The organism is Phocaeicola vulgatus ATCC 8482 (genome assembly GCF_000012825.1).
Classification (GTDB): Bacteria; Bacteroidota; Bacteroidia; order Bacteroidales; family Bacteroidaceae; genus Phocaeicola; species Phocaeicola vulgatus.
This window is the reverse complement of sequence record NC_009614.1, coordinates 1,747,249-1,769,179: the sequence shown is the minus strand read 5'-3', so window position 1 is coordinate 1,769,179 and position 21,931 is coordinate 1,747,249. Positions and strand designations below refer to the sequence as shown.

The 21,931-nt window shown below is 43.0% G+C and carries 22 protein-coding genes, 1 tRNA gene and 1 pseudogene; 14 read left to right on the top strand and 10 right to left on the bottom strand.

All coding sequences use genetic code 11. The annotated features are described in order from the left end of the window. Nucleotide 1: 1 nt before the first annotated feature. Complete coding sequence (locus tag BVU_RS06680; protein ID WP_005849704.1) at nt 2-910, bottom strand: phosphate acyltransferase; 909 nt, start codon at nt 908-910, stop codon at nt 2-4. An 82-nt stretch (nt 911-992) separates the two neighbouring features. Between BVU_RS06680 and BVU_RS06675 the strand changes: the two genes are divergently transcribed. The 3 genes from BVU_RS06675 to BVU_RS06665 all read left to right on the top strand — a co-directional run bounded on the left by BVU_RS06675 (nt 993) and on the right by BVU_RS06665 (nt 4,263). Then, nucleotides 993-2,750 (top strand): gamma-glutamyl-gamma-aminobutyrate hydrolase family protein, encoded by a 1,758-nt coding sequence (locus tag BVU_RS06675; RefSeq protein WP_011965138.1) that lies wholly within the window; start codon nt 993-995, stop codon nt 2,748-2,750. Nucleotides 2,751-2,818: 68 nt separating this feature from the next. After that, nucleotides 2,819-3,823, top strand: coding sequence for a M20 family metallopeptidase (locus tag BVU_RS06670; protein ID WP_011965137.1), 1,005 nt, complete (start codon nt 2,819-2,821; stop codon nt 3,821-3,823). An 11-nt stretch (nt 3,824-3,834) separates the two neighbouring features. After that, a complete protein-coding gene (locus tag BVU_RS06665) occupies nt 3,835-4,263 on the top strand; it encodes a SufE family protein (protein WP_005838774.1) in 429 nt (142 codons plus the stop codon). Nucleotides 4,264-4,298: 35 nt separating this feature from the next. On the opposite strand, the gene BVU_RS06660 is transcribed toward BVU_RS06665, so the two are convergent. Then, entirely contained in the window at nt 4,299-6,371 is a 2,073-nt protein-coding gene (locus BVU_RS06660; RefSeq protein ID WP_005838773.1) for an outer membrane beta-barrel family protein, read from the bottom strand. A gap of 51 nt (nt 6,372-6,422) precedes the next feature. Between BVU_RS06660 and BVU_RS06655 the strand changes: the two genes are divergently transcribed. Next, nucleotides 6,423-7,961, top strand: coding sequence for a sensor histidine kinase (locus BVU_RS06655; protein WP_049764436.1), 1,539 nt, complete (start codon nt 6,423-6,425; stop codon nt 7,959-7,961). A gap of 4 nt (nt 7,962-7,965) precedes the next feature. Continuing rightward, nucleotides 7,966-8,649 (top strand): response regulator transcription factor, encoded by a 684-nt coding sequence (locus BVU_RS06650; RefSeq protein ID WP_011965135.1) that lies wholly within the window; start codon nt 7,966-7,968, stop codon nt 8,647-8,649. Here the strand turns inward: BVU_RS06650 and BVU_RS06645 are convergent. The 6 genes from BVU_RS06645 to BVU_RS06620 all read right to left on the bottom strand — a co-directional run bounded on the left by BVU_RS06645 (nt 8,646) and on the right by BVU_RS06620 (nt 12,061). Beyond that, nucleotides 8,646-9,830 carry a THUMP-like domain-containing protein gene (locus BVU_RS06645; RefSeq protein WP_011965134.1) on the bottom strand — a complete coding sequence of 395 codons (1,185 nt, stop codon included), beginning with the start codon at nt 9,828-9,830 and terminating at the stop codon, nt 8,646-8,648. The genes BVU_RS06650 and BVU_RS06645 overlap by 4 nt on opposite strands. Nucleotides 9,831-9,833: 3 nt before the next feature. Beyond that, nucleotides 9,834-10,499, bottom strand: a complete 666-nt coding sequence (locus BVU_RS06640) for a M15 family metallopeptidase (RefSeq protein WP_008666328.1) — start codon at nt 10,497-10,499, stop codon at nt 9,834-9,836. Nucleotides 10,500-10,522: 23 nt separating this feature from the next. Beyond that, the gene (locus BVU_RS06635) at nt 10,523-10,870 is read right to left on the bottom strand and encodes a winged helix DNA-binding protein (RefSeq protein ID WP_005849722.1); all 348 of its coding nucleotides are present in this window, start codon (nt 10,868-10,870) and stop codon (nt 10,523-10,525) included. A gap of 37 nt (nt 10,871-10,907) precedes the next feature. Next, nucleotides 10,908-11,387, bottom strand: coding sequence for a thioredoxin (gene trxA, locus BVU_RS06630; protein ID WP_005838762.1), 480 nt, complete (start codon nt 11,385-11,387; stop codon nt 10,908-10,910). A 2-nt stretch (nt 11,388-11,389) separates the two neighbouring features. Continuing rightward, the gene (locus BVU_RS06625) at nt 11,390-11,608 is read right to left on the bottom strand and encodes a DUF6132 family protein (protein WP_005838761.1); all 219 of its coding nucleotides are present in this window, start codon (nt 11,606-11,608) and stop codon (nt 11,390-11,392) included. A 204-nt stretch (nt 11,609-11,812) separates the two neighbouring features. Further along, on the bottom strand, nt 11,813-12,061 hold the full coding sequence (locus BVU_RS06620) for a hypothetical protein (protein WP_008666330.1): 249 nt from the start codon (nt 12,059-12,061) through the stop codon (nt 11,813-11,815). 179 nt (nt 12,062-12,240) lie between these two features. Between BVU_RS06620 and BVU_RS06615 the strand changes: the two genes are divergently transcribed. Together BVU_RS06615 and BVU_RS06610 are read left to right on the top strand one after the other, a co-directional pair. Continuing rightward, a complete protein-coding gene (locus tag BVU_RS06615; RefSeq protein ID WP_005838759.1) occupies nt 12,241-12,888 on the top strand; it encodes an outer membrane beta-barrel protein in 648 nt (215 codons plus the stop codon). A 12-nt stretch (nt 12,889-12,900) separates the two neighbouring features. After that, on the top strand, nt 12,901-13,398 hold the full coding sequence (locus BVU_RS06610; RefSeq protein WP_011965133.1) for a hypothetical protein: 498 nt from the start codon (nt 12,901-12,903) through the stop codon (nt 13,396-13,398). A 56-nt stretch (nt 13,399-13,454) separates the two neighbouring features. Here the strand turns inward: BVU_RS06610 and BVU_RS06605 are convergent, their stop codons facing one another. After that, nucleotides 13,455-14,753: a glycoside hydrolase family 88/105 protein gene (locus tag BVU_RS06605; protein WP_011965132.1), complete on the bottom strand. Its 1,299-nt coding sequence runs from the start codon at nt 14,751-14,753 to the stop codon at nt 13,455-13,457. A 333-nt stretch (nt 14,754-15,086) separates the two neighbouring features. On the opposite strand from BVU_RS06605, the pseudogene BVU_RS06600 reads away from it, so the two are divergent. Next, nucleotides 15,087-15,287: pseudogene (locus BVU_RS06600) on the top strand (nucleotidyl transferase AbiEii/AbiGii toxin family protein); the annotation flags it as partial. A gap of 115 nt (nt 15,288-15,402) precedes the next feature. Here the strand turns inward: BVU_RS06600 and BVU_RS06595 are convergent. Continuing rightward, nucleotides 15,403-15,476 (bottom strand) — tRNA-Ile (locus BVU_RS06595). A gap of 155 nt (nt 15,477-15,631) precedes the next feature. On the opposite strand from BVU_RS06595, the gene BVU_RS06590 reads away from it, so the two are divergent. From BVU_RS06590 to BVU_RS06560, 6 genes are all read left to right on the top strand, one after another. Next, the gene (locus BVU_RS06590; RefSeq protein ID WP_011965131.1) at nt 15,632-18,262 is read left to right on the top strand and encodes a calcium-translocating P-type ATPase, PMCA-type; all 2,631 of its coding nucleotides are present in this window, start codon (nt 15,632-15,634) and stop codon (nt 18,260-18,262) included. A 27-nt stretch (nt 18,263-18,289) separates the two neighbouring features. Beyond that, a complete protein-coding gene (locus BVU_RS06585) occupies nt 18,290-18,904 on the top strand; it encodes an HAD family hydrolase (protein ID WP_008666357.1) in 615 nt (204 codons plus the stop codon). Continuing rightward, nucleotides 18,904-19,824 (top strand): bifunctional riboflavin kinase/FAD synthetase, encoded by a 921-nt coding sequence (locus tag BVU_RS06580; RefSeq protein WP_011965130.1) that lies wholly within the window; start codon nt 18,904-18,906, stop codon nt 19,822-19,824. The genes BVU_RS06585 and BVU_RS06580 overlap by 1 nt, the downstream gene beginning before the upstream one ends. Nucleotides 19,825-20,202: 378 nt before the next feature. After that, nucleotides 20,203-20,622: a DUF3836 domain-containing protein gene (locus tag BVU_RS06570; RefSeq protein WP_008666359.1), complete on the top strand. Its 420-nt coding sequence runs from the start codon at nt 20,203-20,205 to the stop codon at nt 20,620-20,622. Beyond that, complete coding sequence (locus BVU_RS06565; RefSeq protein WP_005838751.1) at nt 20,622-20,921, top strand: hypothetical protein; 300 nt, start codon at nt 20,622-20,624, stop codon at nt 20,919-20,921. Before BVU_RS06570 ends, BVU_RS06565 begins: the two co-directional genes overlap by 1 nt. A gap of 172 nt (nt 20,922-21,093) precedes the next feature. Next, the gene (locus BVU_RS06560) at nt 21,094-21,924 is read left to right on the top strand and encodes a CPBP family intramembrane glutamic endopeptidase (RefSeq protein ID WP_011965128.1); all 831 of its coding nucleotides are present in this window, start codon (nt 21,094-21,096) and stop codon (nt 21,922-21,924) included. Nucleotides 21,925-21,931: the final 7 nt, after the last annotated feature.

The following is a 21,931-nucleotide window of genomic DNA, read 5'->3' as shown; positions in this document are numbered from 1 at the left end:
TTTATCCGGCCACACAGGCCAATGCCAGACTGTAATATTTCGAATTACCGGAATCGGCACGCGACGGAACCACTACGGGAGAGGCCGTACCTCGCAACATACCTGCCATGTTGGCGTCACCAAACAATGACACCGTTTTATAGAATGTATTTCCCGACTCGATATTGGGAAAGATCAACAAATCCGCATGTCCCACCACCGGCGAGCTGATTCCTTTCACCTCACCGCTATGCGCATCACATGCCGTCTTCACATCCATGGGCCCGTCCAAGTACATGTTTCCGTAAGCACCGGCGGCGGCACGTTCCTTTAAAGTCACATAATCCAGTGTATGAGGGAATTTCTCGTTTACTTTTTCCGTACAATGAATCAAGGCCACACGGGGAGCTTCTATTCCCATGCGGCGGCATACCTCCAGATCATACCGCAGCATCGCCTCGAATTGTTCCAAGGTAGGACGGGGAATGACCGCCGCATCCGAGAAGAACAGCAATTTCTTGTACATCGGGATCTGTGCCACCGTGATATGGCTCAGCACATTCCCTTTCGGCAGGATACCATGTTCCTTATTAAGCACGGCCCGCAATAAATTATCCGTATTGATAATCCCTTTCATCAACACGTCCGCATGTCCCTCACGTATCAGCGAAACAGCTTCCTGGGCTGCTTTATCGGGACTTGTCGCCTCGTATACTTTCACATGATCCGGATATTGAAGGCGGATATATTCCGAGTTCAGCAAATGGGGCGTATCCGCCACCAATAAGAAATCGGCAAAGCCTTCGTGCAAACTGCGGGTTATAACGTATTCGGTATGAGGGTCATTGGGGCAAACAACCACCACACGTTTCCGCTCCTTCAACGAACGCAAACGGCATATCAGGCCGGCGAAGTCTTGTATAGGTTCCATGGTCATTAGATTTTTAGCAAATATGAAAAATAAATCTGAATTTATCCCTATCTTTGCTTAGTTTCTACGAATAATTTAACTTATGAAAACGTTTCAAACATTTGACATTTCAGCCGAGTACGATGCCATACACCGCACCTTTCCCTGCCACAAAGATGCTCCAGTCATAGGGCTTACCGGAAACTTCCAGGAAGGCGCATGTACTTTGCTGGAAGGATATTTCACTTCCATTCTGAAAGCAGGAGGTATTCCTTTCATTATTCCTCCTGTTGACGAAACTAACAGTTTGATAAACTCACTGAATGCATTGGATGGCTTGCTACTGACCGGCGGTGCGGATATCAATCCCTTGTTCCTTGGAGAAGAACCGATAAAGGAATTACACAGCATAAATCCCCGGAGGGATCGTCAGGAGTTATTGCTTGCCAAACTGGCCGCCGACCGGCAGATACCGATTCTGGGAATATGCCGCGGCATACAGGTGATGAACGCCGCTTTTGGAGGCAGCCTGTATCAGGATATCCACGTACAGATGGAAGGGGAACGGATCAAACACGATCAGGATTTGGGACGGGGATATGCCTCGCATACGGTCCGGATAGAGAAAGATTCCTTACTCTATAAATTGTTTGAAACAGAAATATTGCCGGTCAATTCGTTTCACCATCAGGCGGTAAAGGAGGTTGCGCCGGGTTTCAGGGTAACTGCCCGCTCATCCGACGGAGTCATTGAAGCGATGGAATCTACCGAATGCAAGTCCATGATGGGAGTGCAATGGCATCCGGAATGTTTCATTCTGGAAAACAATACCTGTATGATGCCGGTATTCCACTGGCTTATACAGGAATCCACTTCTTTCAGAGAAGCCAAAAAACTTCACAACCGCATGATAACGCTGGATTCACATTGCGACACTCCCATGTTCTTCGATCAAGGAATAAACTTCGCCACCCGTGACAAGAAAATCCTGGTAGACCTGCATAAGATGACGGAAGGACATCTGGACGCAACCATCATGGTGGCTTACCTGAAGCAATTGGAACGTACCGATGAAGCCTTATCGGCCGCTACTGCCAAAGCAGACCGCATCCTGAACGAAATAGAGGAGATGGTTGCCAAGAACTGTACAGCCGTAGATATAGCATATACTCCCGCTGATCTGTGCCGTTTGAAAAAAGCAGGGAAAAAGGCTGTCATGCTGGGCATTGAAAACGGATATGCCATTGGCAAGGATATCACGAATGTAGAACGTTTCCGCCATCGTGGCGTGGTGTACATGACACTTTGCCACAACGGAAATAATGATATCTGCGGCTCTGCCCGTTATAATGAGGAAGGACTGGGCGTAAGCACATTCGGTGAACAGGTGATAAAAGAAATGAACCGTGTGGGAATGATGGTAGATGTTTCTCATGCCGGAGAGAAAAGTTTCTATGATGCACTGGCAATCAGCGGCAAACCGATCGTAGCCTCTCATTCTTCGGCCCGTGCCCTTTGCGACCATCCGCGCAATCTGACGGATGACCAATTGAAAGCATTGGCAGCCAAGGGGGGGGTGGCACAGGTATGTATGTATGGCGGATTCCTGCGCAAGAACGGAGAAGCTACCATCAAGGATGCCATCGAGCATCTGAACCACATGGTAAATGTCATGGGCATAGAACATGTAGGGATAGGAACCGATTTTGACGGTGACGGCGGCATCACAGGCTGCGCTTCGGCATCAGAATTGATAAACTTTACACGCCGGCTGCTGTTGGAAAGATACAGTGAAGAAAATATCCGCCTCATTTGGGGTGGAAACTTCCTGCGCGTTATGGAAGAAGTACAAAGAAAATAACGTAACTTTGCGGCGCAGCCCCCTTCCATATAAAGGATAATGCACAAATAAATAACAGAAGAATAAGTATGAAGATAAGAAATGTTTTAGTAATCCCGTTCTTGCTGCTTGTATTGACAGCCGTTTCGTGCGGAAACAGTAAAAGCAGAAACGACCGGACAGAAACCGTAGACAAAGAAGTGATCAAGGCTCCCGAATTCGATGCAGACAGCGCCTACCAGTACATTCAGGTACAAGCAGACTTCGGTCCCCGTGTTCCCAACACACAGGCGCACAAAGAATGTGGGGAATATCTGGCAGGACAATTGGAAAAATTCGGCGCCAAGGTATACAATCAATATGCCGATCTGATAGCATACGACGGTACGATACTGAAATCACGCAACATTATCGGTGCTTACAAGCCCGAAAGTAAAAAACGTATCCTGCTTTGCGCCCATTGGGACAGCCGCCCGTATGCCGACAATGATCCCGACCCGAAGAATCACCATACTCCTATACTGGGAGTGAATGATGGTGCCAGCGGTGTGGGGGTGCTGCTGGAAATCGCCCGTCAGATACAGAAGGAACAACCTGCCCTAGGTATAGATATCGTATTTTTCGATTCGGAGGATTATGGAATTCCCGAATTTTATGACGGCAAGTACAAACAGGACACTTGGTGTCTTGGATCACAATACTGGGCACGTACCCCACATGTTCAGAACTATAATGCACGCTATGGAATCTTGCTGGATATGGTAGGAGGAAAAGATGCCACGTTCTATTATGAAGGTTACTCGGCCCGCACCGCCCGTTCCGAAATGAAGAAAATCTGGAAAAAGGCACATGAGTTGGGATATGGCAAATATTTTGTAAAAGAAGACGGCGGTGAGACGGTGGACGACCATATCTATGTCAACAAGTTGGCGCGTATCCCGTGTGTGGACATCATTAACTATGATGCCGGTAATCCGCAAAGTTCTTTCGGCTCTTTCTGGCATACGGTAAACGATACGATGGAAAACATTGACCGTAACACGCTGAAAGCGGTAGGACAAACAGTGATGGATGTGATTTATAATGAGAAATAAATGATAAAATAATGAAAACAATAAACGAACTTCAGAACGAAGTGATAGAAGAGTTCAGTGATTTTGATGACTGGATGGACAAGTATCAATTGCTCATAGATTTGGGTAACGAGCAGGAACCACTCGCCCCCGAATATAAAACAGAACAAAACCTGATAGACGGTTGCCAGAGCCGCGTATGGCTGCAAGCCGATATGGAAGACGGCAAAGTGGTGTTCCAGGCGGAAAGTGACGCCTTGATTGTAAAAGGTATCATTGCCCTGCTTATCAAAGTAGTCAGCGGACATACTCCGGATGAAATATTAAGCAGTGATTTATACTTTATAGAGAAGATAGGTTTGAAAGAACATCTGTCGCCCACCCGCAGCAATGGCTTGCTGGCAATGGTAAAACAGATGCGTATGTATGCGCTGGCTTTCAAGGCAAAAATGGCGAACTAGTGATTAGTGGTTAGTGATTACTAACCACTAAAAAATCATCGTCCCAGCCGCTTGGTATCGACATCGGTACGTTTCTTCTCTTTGTATCCGCCGAATTTATAGAGGAATGAAAATGTAAAGCTACGATTGTCCCAATTCATTTCTGTCCGGTTCCGTTGCTGCCCCCACGCCAGCCGGGTGGTCATATTCGATGTATTAAGAATATCATTTCCTTTCAATATCACCTTCGTCTTTCCATCCGGAGAAGCCCACTGAAGTGAAGTCGAAACATTACAAATAGGACTTAAGTTATACACCCCTTGTATGGCACGTGATTGGTAAAAACCAGCCAACGTACCTATGATATTCGGTTTCTTCGATAAGATGAATGTGTTTGTGGTATTCAGAATGACGCTGAATTTATGCCGGTTGAATGCAATATCATGGAAATGGCTGTTCTTGTCATGAGAGAACAGGCCGAAAGCAAAAATGCGCCCGTTCCACCATGTACTCACTTTATAAGAAGCCATAGTCTGTATGGTCCATCTTTTCTGAAAATCATAATTCACAAACTGATTCACCTCCGCCAGACGGTCGGGCAATTGATAAGGGAGCTGCACAAAGTAATCGGGTGTGTAATTGTAATTCACCCCTATCATATATCTATTCTTATACAGATAATTCAAGTCGAGCGAATAATTGGAACTTGGCTTCAGGTCGGGATTTCCATGAGCCTCGGTATAGCTGTCCACATACTGTATAATAGGTTGCAACTGCCAGTAAGCGGGATATTTACGATTACTGGTGAAAGACATTTGCAAGGTATGGCCATCTGCCGGAGTATAAGTTGTGTTTACAGTGGGATACAGCATCCAGCTATGACGTTCCCCGGCATGATAAAGCTCTGCGGCCAAGGAAACTTCGGCAGAGAACTTCTTCCCAAAACTATGTGAAGCGCCGGTGTACATATTCAGAGTATATTCTTTTCGAAGCAGTTTCTCGGAATTATCGGGAATCAAGGCTCCTGTTTCACCATCCCGATAGAACTGGTAGCTGTTATCGTGTGTGGCAGTGTACTTTACACCATAATTTATCTCGGTTCCACCTTGCAAGGAATGAAGCTGGTTGGCATAGAATAACCAGCGGTTGATACGTTGGTTGCTGTCATAATTCAATGTCCGGCTGACATCCTGCATATCTTTCTCCAGAAAGGTCTGTGACGGATTGGAGAAAAAAAGGAAATCCATTCCTGCCGAAAGGCCGAAAGAAGATTGATAATCGGCCGCCACATTATGTAACTGGCGGTCACCGTCATCCGTTTTATCACTGTGGGCTGTTCCACGCATTTTTGTACAGTCCTGCCCATAGCGGTATTGTGTATTGTAAACCACACTCAACAAGTTCTTCTTCCCGAAATCATAATCCGCCCCCAAGCGGAGGTTATGCCGGCCGCCATACCCCTTAGCCTCTGTTTTCAAATCCAACTCGTGTACGTCCCCCGCCATAGTGTGCCATGACTGTTTGTCCAATCCGAAAGTGGTATGTTTGAACCCGTATGAATACATCACATCCGCCGAAAAGCGCCGGGAAGTGTAGAGCAAATTTCCACGGCCTGCAATGTCTTCCCTGCGGGACTGTTCATACATAGCCGCCACTTCACCGGACCAAGAAGGCTTCTGCCCTATATTCGATTTTAGAATAACATTCACCATGGCTCCACGAATGCGGTAACGTGCCGGAGCAGCATACATGATTTCTGCTTTCTCCAGACGACTGACAGGGGTATTCTGAAGCACGGACTTCAAATCGTCCTTGTCCAGTGTACTTACTTTTCCATTTACTACCAAAGTAATACTGCGCCCCCCCAAAGTGAGATTGCCATCTTGTTCCACGATGCCGGGCAGTTCCTTTACCGCCTCGTAGGCGTTATTCACCGGAAGCCGCTCTACCATACGGGGTAAGTCATAGACCAGCTTTCCCCGCTCGGCCTTTACCACCGGACGCTCCCCTTTGACCAACACCTCCGGCAATTGTTGGAAAAGGCTGTCCATATAGGTATAATTCACATCATTCTGCGCTTGTGCCGCAAATGCCGACAAGCATAAACAAAAGATAATCACTGTCCTCATCATCGTTTTATTTTTAGTGTCCATGCAAAGTAAAGGTGAAAAATGTGCCGTATGTGTTACCACCGGCTTACGAAGTCTTATTTAGTGTTATCAAAAGAAAGAAAATACTTATTTTGTGCCTATTTTTGCCAAACCATGAAGATACCGTTTAAAGCCATAGCCGCATTGATTATCCTTTCGCTGATAGGCGTCTTTGCCTATCAGGCATATTGGTTGACAGGATTATACACCTCGATGAAGAAGGATATGGACAATTGCCTGATAGAAACATTACAGGTGAGTGACTACAATGAAATGATGGAACGGTGCGATTCCGTGAAACGAAGCAACGAAACCATAAATGGCTATATCGAATCCAGTATCAATCTGGACAGCAGTGCTTTGATTACCAAAGTTATAGAAACCGAGCCTTTCAAACAGCAAAAAAGATTTGGTCTGGAAATCAATGAACCGGTATCTACTACCATCGACAAAAACGGTACACTGGAACTGCTCACCAAATACTTCCAACGGGGTATCCACAGCCAGCTGGACCTTTTCACGGAAATCAACCTGCACACTTTCGACAGCCTTTTTACAAGGACACTTGCCATGCGCGGAATCATCTACCTGCCTCACCGCATCGAAATAGTGAATTTACGTCAAGACAGCACGGTCGTACAAGGACTCAGCTCACCTCAAAAATACAGGCCGGGCAAAGAAGCAGTGAGCTACTATTACAATTATGACTTGTACAACAAAATGGCATACCGGTTATGGGTGGAACCGACAAATACCATCGTCTTGCAACAAATGAAGGGGATACTTTATACCTCTTTCTTTATCATTATTATATTGGGGGTATCATTCTGGTTTCTTATCCGTATCATCTTAAGGCAGAAAAGTGTAGAAGAAATGAAAGAGGACTTCACGCATAACATTACTCACGAACTGAAAACTCCGATAGCCGTAGCCTACGCCGCCAACGATGCATTACTGAACTTCAACGGAGCAGAAAACCTGACGAAACGACAGAACTATCTTCAGATTATCCAAACCCAGCTGAAACAGCTCAGCGGACTGGTGGAACAGATCCTTTCCATGAGTATGGAGCAACGGAAGAACTTCCGTCTGAACTATGAACCTGTCGAACTGAGGCCTATGTTGGAAAATCTGATCAGCCAACATAGATTGAAAGCTGATAAGCCGACTGAGTTCAAACTCATTATGGAAGAAAACATAACCCTACGTGCAGACCGCTTGCACCTGTATAACGTGATCAGCAATCTGATAGACAATGCTATAAAATATTCCGATGAAAAGGCATATATTTACATTTCTGCAATACGCTGCAACAATCCATGCAACGGTGACCGTAACGCTTATGTGATGCTAAAGATACAAGACAAAGGAATAGGTATTCCTGCCGACAGACAAAAACATCTGTTTGATAAGTTTTATCGGGTTCCGACCGGTAATCTGCATAATGTAAAAGGATATGGATTAGGACTTTATTATGTAAAAACAATGATAGAACAGCATAAAGGAACTGTTTCCGTGGAAAGTAGCACAGGAAAAGGCAGTACCTTTACACTTAAAATTCCCGAATAAGCAAATGGAAAAGATACACGTTTTATTAGTAGAGGATGAACAGACTCTTGCCATGATTATCAAGGACACACTGGAAGAACAGGATTTTATCATTACTACCGCCGGAGATGGTGAAGAAGGCTTAAGAAAGTTTTTCGAACAGAAACCGGACGTATTGGTAGCCGATGTCATGATGCCCCGTATGGATGGCTTTGAAATGGTACGCCGCATCCGCCAATCGGATAAAGCAACCCCGGTATTATTCCTCACCGCCCGGTCTGCCATCAATGATGTAGTAAAAGGATTTGAACTGGGAGCTAATGACTATCTGAAAAAACCATTCGGTATGCAGGAGCTTATTGTACGCCTCAAAGCCTTGATGCACAAAGCTTTTGTGGAAAAAGAAATAACCAATACCTACACCATCGGAGGATATCAGTTCAACTCCGTCACCCAACAACTGGATTTTGCAGGGAACATACAAGAACTCTCCCACCGGGAATCGGAAATCCTAAAACGCCTGTGTAAGAACCGGAATGAAGTGGTGAACAGCCAAAGCATCTTGTTGGAGCTATGGGGAGATGACAGCTTCTTCAATTCACGCAGCCTGCATGTATTTATTACGAAATTACGCCATAAACTGTCCAAAGACCAAAGCATACGGATTGTGAATGTAAGGGGAATAGGTTACAAACTGATTATAAACTAACACTTCTTCCCTCTAATCAAGACTTTCTGCCCGCCGGACAAGGTAGTGGCAAAGATATAATCATCTCCTCCCTCTTTCAGTTTCAAACGTTTGCGAAGTTCCGCAACCGATAATGGAAAGTTGCGGATCGTAATATTCGCCTTATCCATATCCATCAAGAACGCTTTCAGTTCCTTTTTTCCAAAACCCGATACGGCCTCAACCCGGAAACGACGTCCCGGAAAATCCGGAACCAAAGAAACAGAGGTATATAAATGGCTGTTGAGGTGAAGTTTCGCCACAGGATAGGTTTGTGTGAGAGAACGAAAAGCACCGGCTTTCAGTATAGCGGCATTCGGTTCATACAAATAAGTTCCGACTTCATCGGCCAAAAGACAGGGCGATGTTTTTTCCTGCTTCAAGGTAAAGGTGTAATGCCGGCTCTCCCCGTTGCCTGCAATATGTTCGCAATGGATGCTTACCTCCGATGAAACGGACTCTTTTTGCAGTATCAGCAATAACTCCTTGCACTCGTTATTCACAGCGACAATGTGTACCGCACGAACTGTTTTCAACTCGTTCAATGCCAATGACAGATCCAGCATAGGCGATAATTTCACCATCACTTTCTTTGCCTTATCAACCAGCAAAGGCTCCAAAACAGTAACATCCGGCTCGCAATCAGAGATGGCAACCGTCTTTCCACCGTGTCCGTCTCTTCTGGCAGGGTCTAAAAACAAGCAATCTACCGGAAGCATTTCCTGCAAATAGGATATCCCGTCCCGGTTGTGTATCCGAATGTGCCCCAACCCCAACAAAGGGAAATTATGCAAAGCCAGTTCACAAAGTCCTGACTGCCTTTCCACATAATCAGCCTGCTTGAAATTCCGGGAGATAAAGCTGCAATCAATACCGAAACCTCCGGTTAAATCGGCAAAAGTATCGCCTTCCAACAAAGAGGCCTTATACAAAGCAGTTGCTTCGGAAGAACATTGCTCCATAGACAAATGAGGGGGATACCATAATGCAGAAACCGGATACCATGAAGGTATCTTGCGGGCCGCCACCTGCCGTCCGGCAATTTGTGTGACAGCTGCCGCCATGTCTACATCGGGATATTTCTTACTTTGCAAAGCAAGTGTACGCGTATCGTCCTCTCTGTGTTCTTCGATGAAATGGAGTGTTTTTGTTGATATTTCCATCCTTTATCTAATTACTTTATAGTTCCGTTTTGCCTCTTCACGACTGCGGAAGTTGAAATGCCACCACTCACTGCGCAAAGGTTTATAACCCGCATCCGTCATGACCCGGCGCAGCAGCAAACGGTTTTTCCGTTCCTGCGCTGTAATGATTCCCTGCTGTACCATTGCCGCTTCGGTATCTATGTGTGCTTCCTTGCCCAAATGATCCACCTTGGTCCCCATAGGCAAAGGATTTCCTTTTTCATCTGCAATACTCACATCCACCGCCAAACCATAATTATGCAACCCTCCTCCCCGGGCCGGATTGGATACATATATATTTTGGGAAGTACCTTTTACCACATTCCACATTTTCTGCTGCACGGACATGGGACGGGCGGCATCATAAATAATCAGAGAATAACCGGGATACAACTCTTTCAACCGCTTTTGCGCTTGCAACAAGGCTTTGGCAGCCTCAGGATGAAGATAGGCCTCCTGCAAATCCTCATAAAGGACTTTCCCGGTAAAATTGTCGGCACGGGTATACATCAAATCTATTTTCAATGTCGGGTCCATCCGGCCTACATTCACCAATCCCAAAGAATCAAGATAATGCTCCATCCTGCTTTGCGAGAAAGCGGGACAGAGCATTATCAGCAATGATATAAAAATAAAAACAGACTTCATCTACGGCGGTATCTTTCTTACTATTATAATACAGACCTCAGTAACTCAGGAATCTCAATATTACAGCATTCCATCTCCTTCAGTATTTTCTTTCCTTCCGCCGTAAGCGAGAAATACATCTGGCGTTTGTCACAATCTCCCAAATTACGCTCTATATAGCCTTTATCCTCTACAGATCTGATAACCTTAGAAGTATTCGAATTAGAAAGCCCCAATTGCTCTGCTATCTCTCCCGAGGACAGGCGTTTCTTTCTGGAGAGACAGCACAGCAACATTCCTTCGTTCAGACAAAGGTGGTGCGCCTTTTCAAACCGTGTTTCAAATTCTGCAATAGCGCGATAGAGATCTCTTATTTTACATAAAGTTTCCATATTGCTCTTTCTTCTTGATGCTATTGCACAAAAGTACTTATTTTTTCAATAAAAACTCATCAATAGCCTTTTTAAATGACGCTTTGGGCATAGCCCCCTGTGCCATCTCCGGCTTTCCTTCCATGGGGATGAACAGAATGGACGGAATACTCCGTATACCAAACGCGCCTGCCAGTTCCTGTTCTTTCTCCGTGTCCACTTTATAAATCACAATCTGGCCATCGTATTCTTTTGCCAATTCGTCCAAAATAGGAGCTACCATTTTGCAAGGACCACACCAGTCAGCATAGAAATCCACAATAGCCGGTTTGTCACCTTCATATTTCCACTCTTCCGGGTTTTTCTCGAAATTATATACTTTCGCCAAAAATTCAGCTTTAGTCAAATGTATGACCTTTCCATTTCCTTCTGTTGCCATAGTTTCTTCTTTTACAGGGTTATTATTACTGCTTCCTCTGCCGCAAGCTGTTGTGGCAGCCAGCACAAGGGCTAAAAAAAATAAAATCGTTTTATTCATACTTATTCCTCCTTCTTTATCTTTTTATGCTCCGGCATAAATGAACTGAGCAACAATCCCCCCATTGCCGCCCCCCAAATGGAACTGTTGACAGGAGAAGAAGTGATAGGGCAAGTCCCAGTGGTGCAACCTACATACCGCCAATACAAATATCCTCCTACCATTCCTGCCACAATACCAAGCAATGTCCATCCATACCTTTTTATAAACTCTTTTTTCATACTCTTCTTCATAATTAAAACCGGACTCTGTTATGTTATCTCCTTTAATTATTTCCTCAGGAAACTTTTTCCAAATATATTCCATACTTTCCTATATAACAAATTTCCTTAGGAAAATATTTAAATAATAACTTTCCTTCACGATTCGGCACCTACATTTACACAATATTCAGCAACACAAAAGGTCAAATCATTATACAACAACTATTTCCCGGCCCAAGACAGCACCACAGGACTCTCTACACGCACTCCGTATTCAGCCGCTTTTTCCAGTATATTCCTCGCCAACTCAGGCTTCTGATCATCACTAGCATAACGGAAATAGGCTTCCGCCGCCCGCACATGTGCCGCATCGGGCATCGGGAAAGCACGCTCTTCAGGAATTCCGAAATCAGAACTGCTCAGTTCTCTACGCTCTTCGGCATCCAACCGGTCTGATTCTACTGGTTTCATAAACTATAAGGTTTTAAAGTGAATAATCTTCATAAGAAAACAGAATGAATGGAATAAAGATGGCAGGAAAGTGTTAATCTATCACATTTTTCACGGATTACTTAAAATAAGAAAACTATTAATGCTGTTATTTCCAATGATTTATTATTTTTGTACCCACCTAGATAAACACAATGACCATGAAAAACAAACTATATTTTATTATAGTAGCCACGCTGCTGTGTCCAACATCGCTATATGCACAATCCGGCACTGACAAACGATCCGTTCTATCCTTTCAGACAGGTCCTACCCTCTACACCGGAAAGCTGATAGGAATAGCAGGATATTCCTCGAATTTGCGCAACGGCATAGGTTGGTCAGGAAGTTATACTTACCTGGTAGGAAACAAGCCTGCCATTAGAGCCGGATTCGGAATACTTTATCAAGGCAGCCGATATACAGGCAACACGACAAATACCACAGACAAGATTCAAACACATTATTTTGCTCCACAGTTCTCCCTGCATTGGCTGAAACAACAATTCGATTGGTATTTTACTACCGGAACCGGATACCAGTTATATAAAGACGACAGTATGGTATATGATAAACCACGAAAAGTATCCATGAACAAATGGGCGGCAAACTTTGGAGTAGGCGGAGAATACCACCTTTTCACCCATTGGGGGATCAGTGCAAGGATAAGCTATATCCTGGCGTATTCCGGTGAATATTCCGTCCGCTATCATCATAAAGAATGGATGGTACAACCACATTATCCGATGAACGGTTCGGATGACATTTCTCAATTATCTTTCTCGGCAGGTATTAACTATCACTTTTAAAAGATTCAGACTATGATTAAATATCTTATTACAATAATATTAACTGTCGCGTTATGCTGTGCCTGCGATGGAGAAGACTTTTCAGCAGATCCTACTCTCATGCCGCCTGCCACTCAGACAGGTGCCAATACCTTTGGCTGTCTGATAGACGGCTGGATATATACAGGACAACGCTATGGGCCGGACCATAAAGCATCCTACTATCCTGCTTATAATGAAGATGAAAAAGCAACAGTCCATGTATACGTTTGGGTAGATGACAATACGTCTATTTCTTTCAATATCATTGACCCGAAAGAAAAAAATATCACTGTTTACAGTGCTCTTGAAAGGATGAATAATGATCAGACCATCTATACCGACGCCGTATTCAAAGATGGTAATAAACAAGAAGAAAGACTGGAAGACGGCATTGTCAATATTACCCGCTTTGATTTGAAAAACAGAATAATCAGCGGAACTTTTGAAGGAGGAAGAGTGACAGAAGGGCGTTTTGATTTAACATTCTAACATATACCCGTTGACAAATTAGACCCAGCTTGCCAACGGGTAAATTAATCTCTTTCTTATTTTATCTTATCATACTGATCATTCGCACTAATCTCCGTGTATTTAGGCGCATCAATCATTTCCACCAAAGCGCGTAACACAGGCCCTTCACCCATCGGATCATTTTCCTGAGTGGGACGATTATAATAAAATACGGTGGAAGGCATAATACCTGTACCGACACAAATAGCCGTCACATCACCATTCTCTGAAATTTTTGACAACATTCCTTTGAATCCCTGCCATGCTACATAAATGAAATCCGGATGCAACCATCCTTCCTTCACACCTTTAGCTATGCCAAATACAAACATAGAACTACCGGTAATTTCTTCATAAGAATCTTCTTTATCCAACAACTGATGCCACAAACCGTTTTTCCCTTGATACCGCGCTACCCCACTAGCCTGCATCTGGAAATTCTTTATCACATCCCCACGCATAGGATGATTTTCCGGCATTCTTGCCAACAGATCGGCTGTCGCCATAAAAATCCATCCATTGGCCCGGGACCAATGCGCCACTCCATGTTCCTTATTATCTGTATGATAGCAATGATAATAAATCTGTTTTTCAGGACACCACAAATATCGTGTATAATTCAATATCTGATTGGCAGCATCATCAAAATACTTCTTTTCACCAGTAACCTCTCCCATGCGGGAAATAAAAGACACCGCCATAAACGCATCATCTGCCCAAATTGTATTTTCATGAGGCCATAAACGGGCTATGGTTCCATCGGCCAAACGAGGTTCTGAAACCATAATATGATGATTGGTTGTTTCAATATATTTTTGGAAAGCATCATCCGGATGACGCTGGTTCAAAGTTATCAAACTAGCCCCCATAGGACCGTTGTCATCCAAACGCTTGTTTCTATAAATCATATGCCAAGTAAGACGGGGAACCGCTCTCCATCCTCCTTCACGGAAAGTCTTATCATACAAACGATGAAAATAGGACTGGTTAGTCTTATCAAAAATGAACTTCATATTCTTCAGCACATAATCCTCATATTTCCGGTTCTGTATTTTATCACCCAACTCCATCAAAGCCATATTTGTTACTCCGTTTGTGTAATGCCAATTCAAATATTTACTATTGACACGCATATCCGGGTTTAAAGAAACATTATCCAAAGAAGTGTATACTTTACCTGTTTTTACATCCTTGAATTCATAAACCGTAGAAGCAACAATACGATCGGCTATCTTTATAGCCATCTCTTTAGCCACAGCATTGTCCTGTGCCAATAAAGGAAATAATCCCATTGCAAACAATAAAATGCCTGCACAACCATAACGTTTAACCATACAACCTAAATTTAATTTTTTATTTTTATACTAACAACCTCTATATTCCACCGAAATAAAAAGTCCGGCTATCTTTAATATTCTTCAAAGATAAAGCCATCTTCCCGTTTCGTACAAATTTTCATCCTACTTTTTAAGGGTAATATCCACATTTTCAGTTTTAGAGTATATAATGTGCTCATGATTTTATACTAAGAGAAAGAAATTCTGTTCATGATTCCTGTAACAAGAGTAACAAATGTAAATCTAACTCATTATCAACACGCTAATTATTTCTGTGTAAGTTCTGAGATCAACACTGAATTTATTATGTAAATTTACTAAAATGTTTGCATGAAAGGTTTAGCTCCACACACGCTGCAAGTTTTTGAAGCTGTTTCTAAGTTGGACTGCATCAAATCCTATCTCTTGGTAGGTGGCACTGCCTTGTCATTGCAAATGGGAACTCGGCAAAGTGAAGACTTGGACTTTATGAAATGGCGTACCTCTAAAACAGAGAAAATGGAAGTGGCATGGTATCAGATAGAGAAACAATAGTGAAACAACAGCTATATATTAGGAGTAAATCAACCAAGAGCAACAGATTTATATCTGGAGGGTCTGCAAACAAAAAAGGCTGTATTCCGTTAGGAATCAGCCTTTTAGTTTGTGGACCAGCCTGGGCTTGAACCAGGGACCTCCAGATTATGAGTCTGTTGCTCTAACCAACTGAGCTACAAGTCCGTGCCACAATTTCCTGTTAGCAGGTGCAAAAGTAGTATATTCCCTTGAAACTTGCAAGATTTATCGCCCAAATTTTGATAAAAAGATTTAATTCCCTTATTCGTAAGGATATAAATTGTATTTTTGTGCACCATTAATTAATTTTGCTAAGCCGTATGGCACAAAAAAAACAGGAAACAGCCCTAACAGGGCTTTCGGACAAAGAAGTCCTTATCAGTAGAGAGAAGTATGGGAATAACCTCTTGACACCTCCCAAACGTCCTTCCATGTGGAAACTTTATCTGGAAAAGTTCCGCGACCCGGTTATACGTATTCTTTTAGTCGCAGCATTCTTTTCCTTAGTGATTGCCATTATTGAAAATGAGTATGCGGAAACAATCGGCATTTTCTTTGCTATTTTTCTGGCAACCGGTATCGGATTCTACTTTGAATACGATGCGAATAAGAAGTTTGACTTACTGAACGCTGTAGGCGAAGAAACACCAGTTACAGTAATCAGAAATGGGAAAGTACGGGAAATTCCCCGTAAGGAGATTGTAGTAGGTGATATCGTAGTTTTGAATACCGGTGAGGAGATTCCTGCCGACGGAATCTTGCTGGAAGCTATTTCCCTGCAAGTGAATGAATCCAACTTGACAGGAGAATTAATGGTCAATAAAACCATCCATGAAGAACTATTTGATGAAGAAGCCACTTATCCCAGCAATGAAGTGATGCGTGGCACCACAGTAGTTGACGGACATGGAATAATGAAGGTAGAACGTGTGGGTGATTCCACCGAAATAGGTAAGGTAGCACGTCAGGCCACCGAACAAAGTGAAGAAGAGACTCCATTGAATATCCAATTGACAAAATTGGCGGGTTTCATCGGAAAAATAGGTTTTACCATTGCCACGCTTACCTTTATCGTTTTCACAGCTAAAGACCTTTACTCCTACCTCAGCGTAAATGAAATAACAGACTGGCATGGGTGGATGGCAATAGCCCGCATTGTATTGAAATATTTCATGATGGCTGTCACTTTAATTGTAGTAGCCGTTCCTGAAGGCTTACCGATGAGTGTCACCTTAAGTCTTGCACTAAATATGCGCCGTATGCTGAAAACCAATAATCTGGTACGTAAAATGCATGCTTGTGAAACAATGGGGGCCATTACTGTGATCTGCACCGACAAAACAGGTACATTGACACAAAACCTGATGCAGGTACATGAAGCGAAACTTGATGCCACCAAAGCAGATTTAATAGCTGAAGGGATCAGTGCCAACTCCACAGCTTTCCTTGAAGAAACAGGAGAAAACAAGAAACCATCCGGAGTAGGTAATCCTACTGAAATAGCCTTATTGCTTTGGCTAAATGAACAGGGCAAGAACTATTTGGAATTACGTGAAAATGCAAAAGTTATCAATCAACTTACTTTCTCTACAGAACGTAAGTATATGGCTACATTAGTAGATTCACCTATCCAGCAGAAAAAGGTACTCTATATAAAAGGAGCTCCCGAAATTGTGATGAGAAAATGCAACCTCTCTTCCGAGGAACAGGCTCATTACAATGCCGATCTGCTGGCCTATCAGAACAAGGCAATGCGTACTTTAGGATTAGCTTATAAATTTATCCCCGAAGACTCCGGTAACGATTGTGCCGAACTAGTCAATGAAGGGAATATGATTTTCCTAGGTATCGTAGCTATCAGCGACCCTATTCGTCCGGATGTACCGGAAGCCGTACAGAAATGTCAGTCGGCAGGTATCGGTGTGAAAATTGTTACAGGCGACACCCCGGGAACAGCTACCGAAATTGCCCGCCAAATAGGGCTATGGAAACCTGAAGATACAGACCGGAACCGCATAACAGGGGTAGAGTTTGCTGCATTAAGCGATGAAGAAGCTCTGGACCGCGTACTTGACTTGAAAGTAATGAGTCGTGCGCGTCCTATGGACAAGCAACGTCTGGTCCAACTGTTACAGCAAAAAGGAGCCGTAGTAGCAGTAACCGGAGACGGAACAAACGATGCTCCTGCACTGAATCACGCTCAAGTAGGTCTTTCTATGGGAACCGGTACGTCAGTAGCCAAGGAAGCAAGTGACATAACCCTATTGGATGACTCGTTCCACAGTATCGCTACCGCAGTAATGTGGGGACGCTCTCTTTACAAAAACATTCAGCGTTTCATCGTATTCCAGCTGACTATCAACGTAGTCGCATTAGCCAGTGTTTTATTAGGGGCTTTCTTTGGTACAGAACTACCACTGACCGTAACACAAATGCTTTGGGTAAATCTTATTATGGACACTTTTGCCGCCATGGCCTTAGCATCTATTCCCCCCAGTGCAGACGTCATGAATGAAAAGCCACGCAAGACCGATGATTTCATCATCACTAAAGCCATGCGTAAAAATATACTAGGTGTAGGCTTCTGCTTCCTTGCCATACTGATGACATTAATTGTCATTATCAAACAGATGCCAGCAGATTTAGTAGGACAAGCTTTGACGCAATTCTTCACGATCTTCGTGATGCTGCAATTCTGGAATCTATTTAATGCCAGTGTTTTCGGGACCAACCATTCTGTATTCAAGGATTCCCGTCATGCATTAGGCATGCTAAGTGTGGCTATCATTATTTTAGTCGGACAAATTCTGATTGTCGAGTTCGGAGGTAAAGTGTTCCGTACCGAACCTATGAATTTCATGACTTGGGTTTATATTATCGCAGGAACGTCATTCGTATTGTGGATTGGTGAAATCTACCGTTGGATAAAACGAATACAGAAAAAAGACTAAAAAAGAGAATAAAGCACATAAAGAGTTATGGACAGTAAGATTAAAAATGTCGTTTTTGATTTAGGAGGAGTATTAATAAATCTGGATTTTGACAATTGCCTGAATGCTTTTCGTAAAGCAGGATTTCGAGATATAGAGAAACAGGCATGCCAGTTCAGGGGAAAAGGTTTCTTTTCCCAATTTGAATTGGGTGAAATCAGCCCGGAAGAATTCCGGAAAGCCATTCGTAAGGAGGTCAGCGAAGCCCTGTCCGACCATGAAATTGATGATATGTGGAACCTGATGCTACTTGATATTCCTCGTGAAAAGCTGGACTTATTGCTAAAGTTACGCGAACATTATATGGTTTACCTGCTTAGTAATACCAACCGGATACATTGGGATTATGCCTGTGAGCAAATGTTCTGTTATCGGGGATTCCGTGTAAATGACTTTTTTGAAGATATTTTTCTGTCTTTTGAAATGCACAAGGCCAAACCGGAAAAAGACATTTATGAGCAAATGATGAAAGAAGCAAACATCTTGCCCGAAGAAACGTTTTTTATAGATGACTCGGCAATCAATTGCCAGGCAGCAATATCGCTTGGCATACAGTCCTATCATTACCATATTGGAGAAGATTTAAGTTCACTTTTTGAATAATGAAAATAATATCAGATATAAACCATCAAACATTGCCTCCTTCAGTTGCCACTATCGGCTTCTTCGATGGAGTGCATCGCGGACACCGCTTTCTTATTAATCAAGTAAAAGAGGTCGCTGCCAAGGATGGGTTATATTCTGCATTGATCACTTTTCCTGTACATCCCAGACAAGTGATACAAACCGCTTATCGTCCGCAATTACTTTCTTCACCAACAGAGAAACTCGAATTATTGGAAACGATGCAAGTAGATTACTGCTTTCTTCTCCCTTTTACACAGGAACTTTCACTGTTTTCGGCTCGAGAGTTTATGCAGTTGCTACGTAACAAGTTCAATATCCATACATTAGTTATAGGCTACGACCATCGTTTCGGTCACAACCGCAGTGAAAATTTTGAAGATTATTGCCGTTATGGTGAGGAACTGAACATATATATAGTACGCGCGCGAGCTTACACAGACAAAGAGGGCAAAATCAGCTCTTCAGTCATCCGCCAACTATTAAAAGAAGGTGAAGTAAGTCAGGCTGCCAAATTCCTGGGGTATAACTACTATCTGGATGGAACAGTGGTAGATGGCTACAAAGTAGGCAGAAAAATAGGATTCCCTACAGCTAACCTGCAAGTGGATTGTAGCGACAAGTTAATTCCCTCGGAAGGAGTTTATGCAGTATATGTATATGTGGAAGGAAAAAAATGGGCAGGAATGTTGAACATAGGACACCGCCCTACTATCAATAACGGCAACAATTTAAGTATTGAAGTGAACATCCTCAATTTTTCGGAGAATATCTACCACAAAGAAATGCGCATTGAGTTCGTAAAGTATCTTCGCCCTGAAGAAAAATATGACACTATAGATGCACTCATTGCCCAAATGCATAAAGACCGGGAAAAAACGGCCAGAATTCTTCTCTAAATACAAGGGAGCATTGTACAGCCTTCCCCCTTTCAAACTACTCTTTCTACACATCTTCGTTTACAGTCAGTTTTGCCTGCTCGAAAACAGTTCATTCCATGTATTAGGGCAGACAAAATCGCCCCTGCCAGTGAACGCAAACGCTATCGGAAGAATTAATTCACCGATACCAGTCACTTCTTGCATAAAATCTGTTTCTTCATACACTTCCATCCTACAAAGCACGAAAAAAGATATATTTTTATCGTTTTTCGATATTTTTTTTTCGTTTTTCTTTTGTAGTATCAAAATAAGATATACATTTGCATATCGATAAACGATAAATGAATATCGAGAAACAAGAAAGAATAAACACAAACATTAAAACACGAAGTAAAAATGAAAAAGTCAGTATTAAAATCAGTTTTAGCAGCAATTGCAGTAGTAATGATGAGTTGTACAACAACAGCAAACGCACAAACAGGAAACACAAAGTACATCTACGGTCAGAATGACACAAACACAACCGTGTACACACTGAATGAAGACGGCAAAACATTGACACGCAAACTGAAGTATGAGTACAAACACGATGAAAATGGTCAGGTAATTGAGAAAAAAGCTTATCGCTGGGATGCTTACCGGGAACTGTGGAAGCCGGCCTATCTGCTTACCGTAACTCCCGGAGTCTATGAAATCAAACTCAACTACGCTGAATGGAACGCCAAAGAGAGCACTTTCAACCATAACAAACAAGAAAGTATTTACCGTGAAGGCAACAACGCAAACTTGTTGGCCGACACACAAAACAAAAAGTAATGGAAACTTTGAATGAAACACAAACCCAAAATAAGAATGCGACCAGCCTGTGGCAAACCATAGGAATGTACATAGGAATGATGGTCGGATTTTTATATCCGCAAATAGGATTAGGCTTGGGTATGCTTTTGGGAATAGCTTTGGGAAGACTGGTCCTGACCAAGATTCCTGTCAACACCCCACTGGCCCAAAGAGCACAACAAAAAAGCGCAATTATCCTTATTTTAGCATTTCTTATCCTATTCATGAACCATTGGTACGTTCCATGCAAACATGCCATTGCTCACTTGATGAACTAAAAACAAATCAACCAAATTTAAAAGACAACCAGATGAAAACAACCATGATTTTGATCGCACCAAGGAGAAACCCAAGGATGCTTACTTAAAGAAACAGATACCCTCAGGACGGATACGGAAGTCCGTCCTACCCCTTAATTCAAATCCATTTTAAACCAATAAACATTCTATTATGGGACGCGCAATTAAATTAGTACTTTATTACTTCGCTTATCAGTTAGCTTTCACCTTCCTGGTAGGACTTCCGGCGGGAATTATTAAAGTGATGAACGAAATTTCAGAAAATGATAATCTGGCTTATGCCGTAGGTAAGAATACAGCCTCTATGACAGGACTCGTTATGGTACTGGCAGGAATAGCCATGATCTGGCACCTGATCTACTTTAAATACGTTCAATTCAACAAGACAAGCTGGACTGAAGTACCTGCAAAAACCATTTTATTGAGTATTCCCTTCATTATAGCAGCCATGTTCATCTGCAATGTAGCCAGCGAATTCATAGAACTGCCCAACCTAGTGGAAGACACATTCATAGGAATGAGCCGCAATGTATTCGGCATCATCGCCATTGCCGTCATGGCACCTCTGGTAGAAGAGTTGCTGTTCCGTGGAGCCATTGAAGGGCATTTCCTGCAAACCGGAAAAAGACCCGGTATGGCAATCCTCCTGTCAGCACTCATTTTCGGTCTCATCCATGTCAATCCGGCGCAAGTACCTTTCGCCTTCTGTCTGGGATTGGTATTCGGATGGCTTTATTACCGCACAGGAAGCATTATGCCGGGAATGATAGGGCATTTTCTAAATAACTCCCTGGCTACCATTGCCATGGCTACATCAACCCAAGAAGAGTTGAATGAAAAAACGGTTGATATGATTGGCGCCACACCTACTTACATCCTTTTGGCAGCCGCCATAATCATCCTAGTCGGCATGTATTTCTATCTGAACAAACATTTGCCACAGCCGGGAACACCCTCTGAAATTACTAACACACAAGCATAAATGTAAC

What these genes read in the sequence shown, in the direction of transcription:
- BVU_RS06615 (WP_005838759.1), top strand. Translation starts at nt 12,241, where the DNA reads ATGAAAAACAAACTATATTTTATTATAGTAGCCACGCTGCTGTGTCCA.
- BVU_RS06665 (WP_005838774.1), top strand. Translation starts at nt 3,835, where the DNA reads ATGAAAACAATAAACGAACTTCAGAACGAAGTGATAGAAGAGTTCAGT.
- BVU_RS06635 (WP_005849722.1), bottom strand. Translation starts at nt 10,870, where the DNA reads ATGGAAACTTTATGTAAAATAAGAGATCTCTATCGCGCTATTGCAGAA.
- BVU_RS06570 (WP_008666359.1), top strand. Translation starts at nt 20,203, where the DNA reads ATGAAAAAGTCAGTATTAAAATCAGTTTTAGCAGCAATTGCAGTAGTA.
- BVU_RS06640 (WP_008666328.1), bottom strand. Translation starts at nt 10,499, where the DNA reads ATGAAGTCTGTTTTTATTTTTATATCATTGCTGATAATGCTCTGTCCC.
- BVU_RS06610 (WP_011965133.1), top strand. Translation starts at nt 12,901, where the DNA reads ATGATTAAATATCTTATTACAATAATATTAACTGTCGCGTTATGCTGT.
- BVU_RS06675 (WP_011965138.1), top strand. Translation starts at nt 993, where the DNA reads ATGAAAACGTTTCAAACATTTGACATTTCAGCCGAGTACGATGCCATA.
- BVU_RS06580 (WP_011965130.1), top strand. Translation starts at nt 18,904, where the DNA reads ATGAAAATAATATCAGATATAAACCATCAAACATTGCCTCCTTCAGTT.
- BVU_RS06655 (WP_049764436.1), top strand. Translation starts at nt 6,423, where the DNA reads ATGTGTTACCACCGGCTTACGAAGTCTTATTTAGTGTTATCAAAAGAA.
- BVU_RS06605 (WP_011965132.1), bottom strand. Translation starts at nt 14,753, where the DNA reads ATGGTTAAACGTTATGGTTGTGCAGGCATTTTATTGTTTGCAATGGGA.
- BVU_RS06680 (WP_005849704.1), bottom strand. Translation starts at nt 910, where the DNA reads ATGGAACCTATACAAGACTTCGCCGGCCTGATATGCCGTTTGCGTTCG.
- BVU_RS06590 (WP_011965131.1), top strand. Translation starts at nt 15,632, where the DNA reads ATGGCACAAAAAAAACAGGAAACAGCCCTAACAGGGCTTTCGGACAAA.
- BVU_RS06560 (WP_011965128.1), top strand. Translation starts at nt 21,094, where the DNA reads ATGGGACGCGCAATTAAATTAGTACTTTATTACTTCGCTTATCAGTTA.
- BVU_RS06625 (WP_005838761.1), bottom strand. Translation starts at nt 11,608, where the DNA reads ATGAAAAAAGAGTTTATAAAAAGGTATGGATGGACATTGCTTGGTATT.
- BVU_RS06660 (WP_005838773.1), bottom strand. Translation starts at nt 6,371, where the DNA reads ATGAGGACAGTGATTATCTTTTGTTTATGCTTGTCGGCATTTGCGGCA.
- trxA (WP_005838762.1), bottom strand. Translation starts at nt 11,387, where the DNA reads ATGAATAAAACGATTTTATTTTTTTTAGCCCTTGTGCTGGCTGCCACA.
- BVU_RS06565 (WP_005838751.1), top strand. Translation starts at nt 20,622, where the DNA reads ATGGAAACTTTGAATGAAACACAAACCCAAAATAAGAATGCGACCAGC.
- BVU_RS06620 (WP_008666330.1), bottom strand. Translation starts at nt 12,061, where the DNA reads ATGAAACCAGTAGAATCAGACCGGTTGGATGCCGAAGAGCGTAGAGAA.
- BVU_RS06645 (WP_011965134.1), bottom strand. Translation starts at nt 9,830, where the DNA reads ATGGAAATATCAACAAAAACACTCCATTTCATCGAAGAACACAGAGAG.
- BVU_RS06585 (WP_008666357.1), top strand. Translation starts at nt 18,290, where the DNA reads ATGGACAGTAAGATTAAAAATGTCGTTTTTGATTTAGGAGGAGTATTA.
- BVU_RS06670 (WP_011965137.1), top strand. Translation starts at nt 2,819, where the DNA reads ATGAAGATAAGAAATGTTTTAGTAATCCCGTTCTTGCTGCTTGTATTG.
- BVU_RS06650 (WP_011965135.1), top strand. Translation starts at nt 7,966, where the DNA reads ATGGAAAAGATACACGTTTTATTAGTAGAGGATGAACAGACTCTTGCC.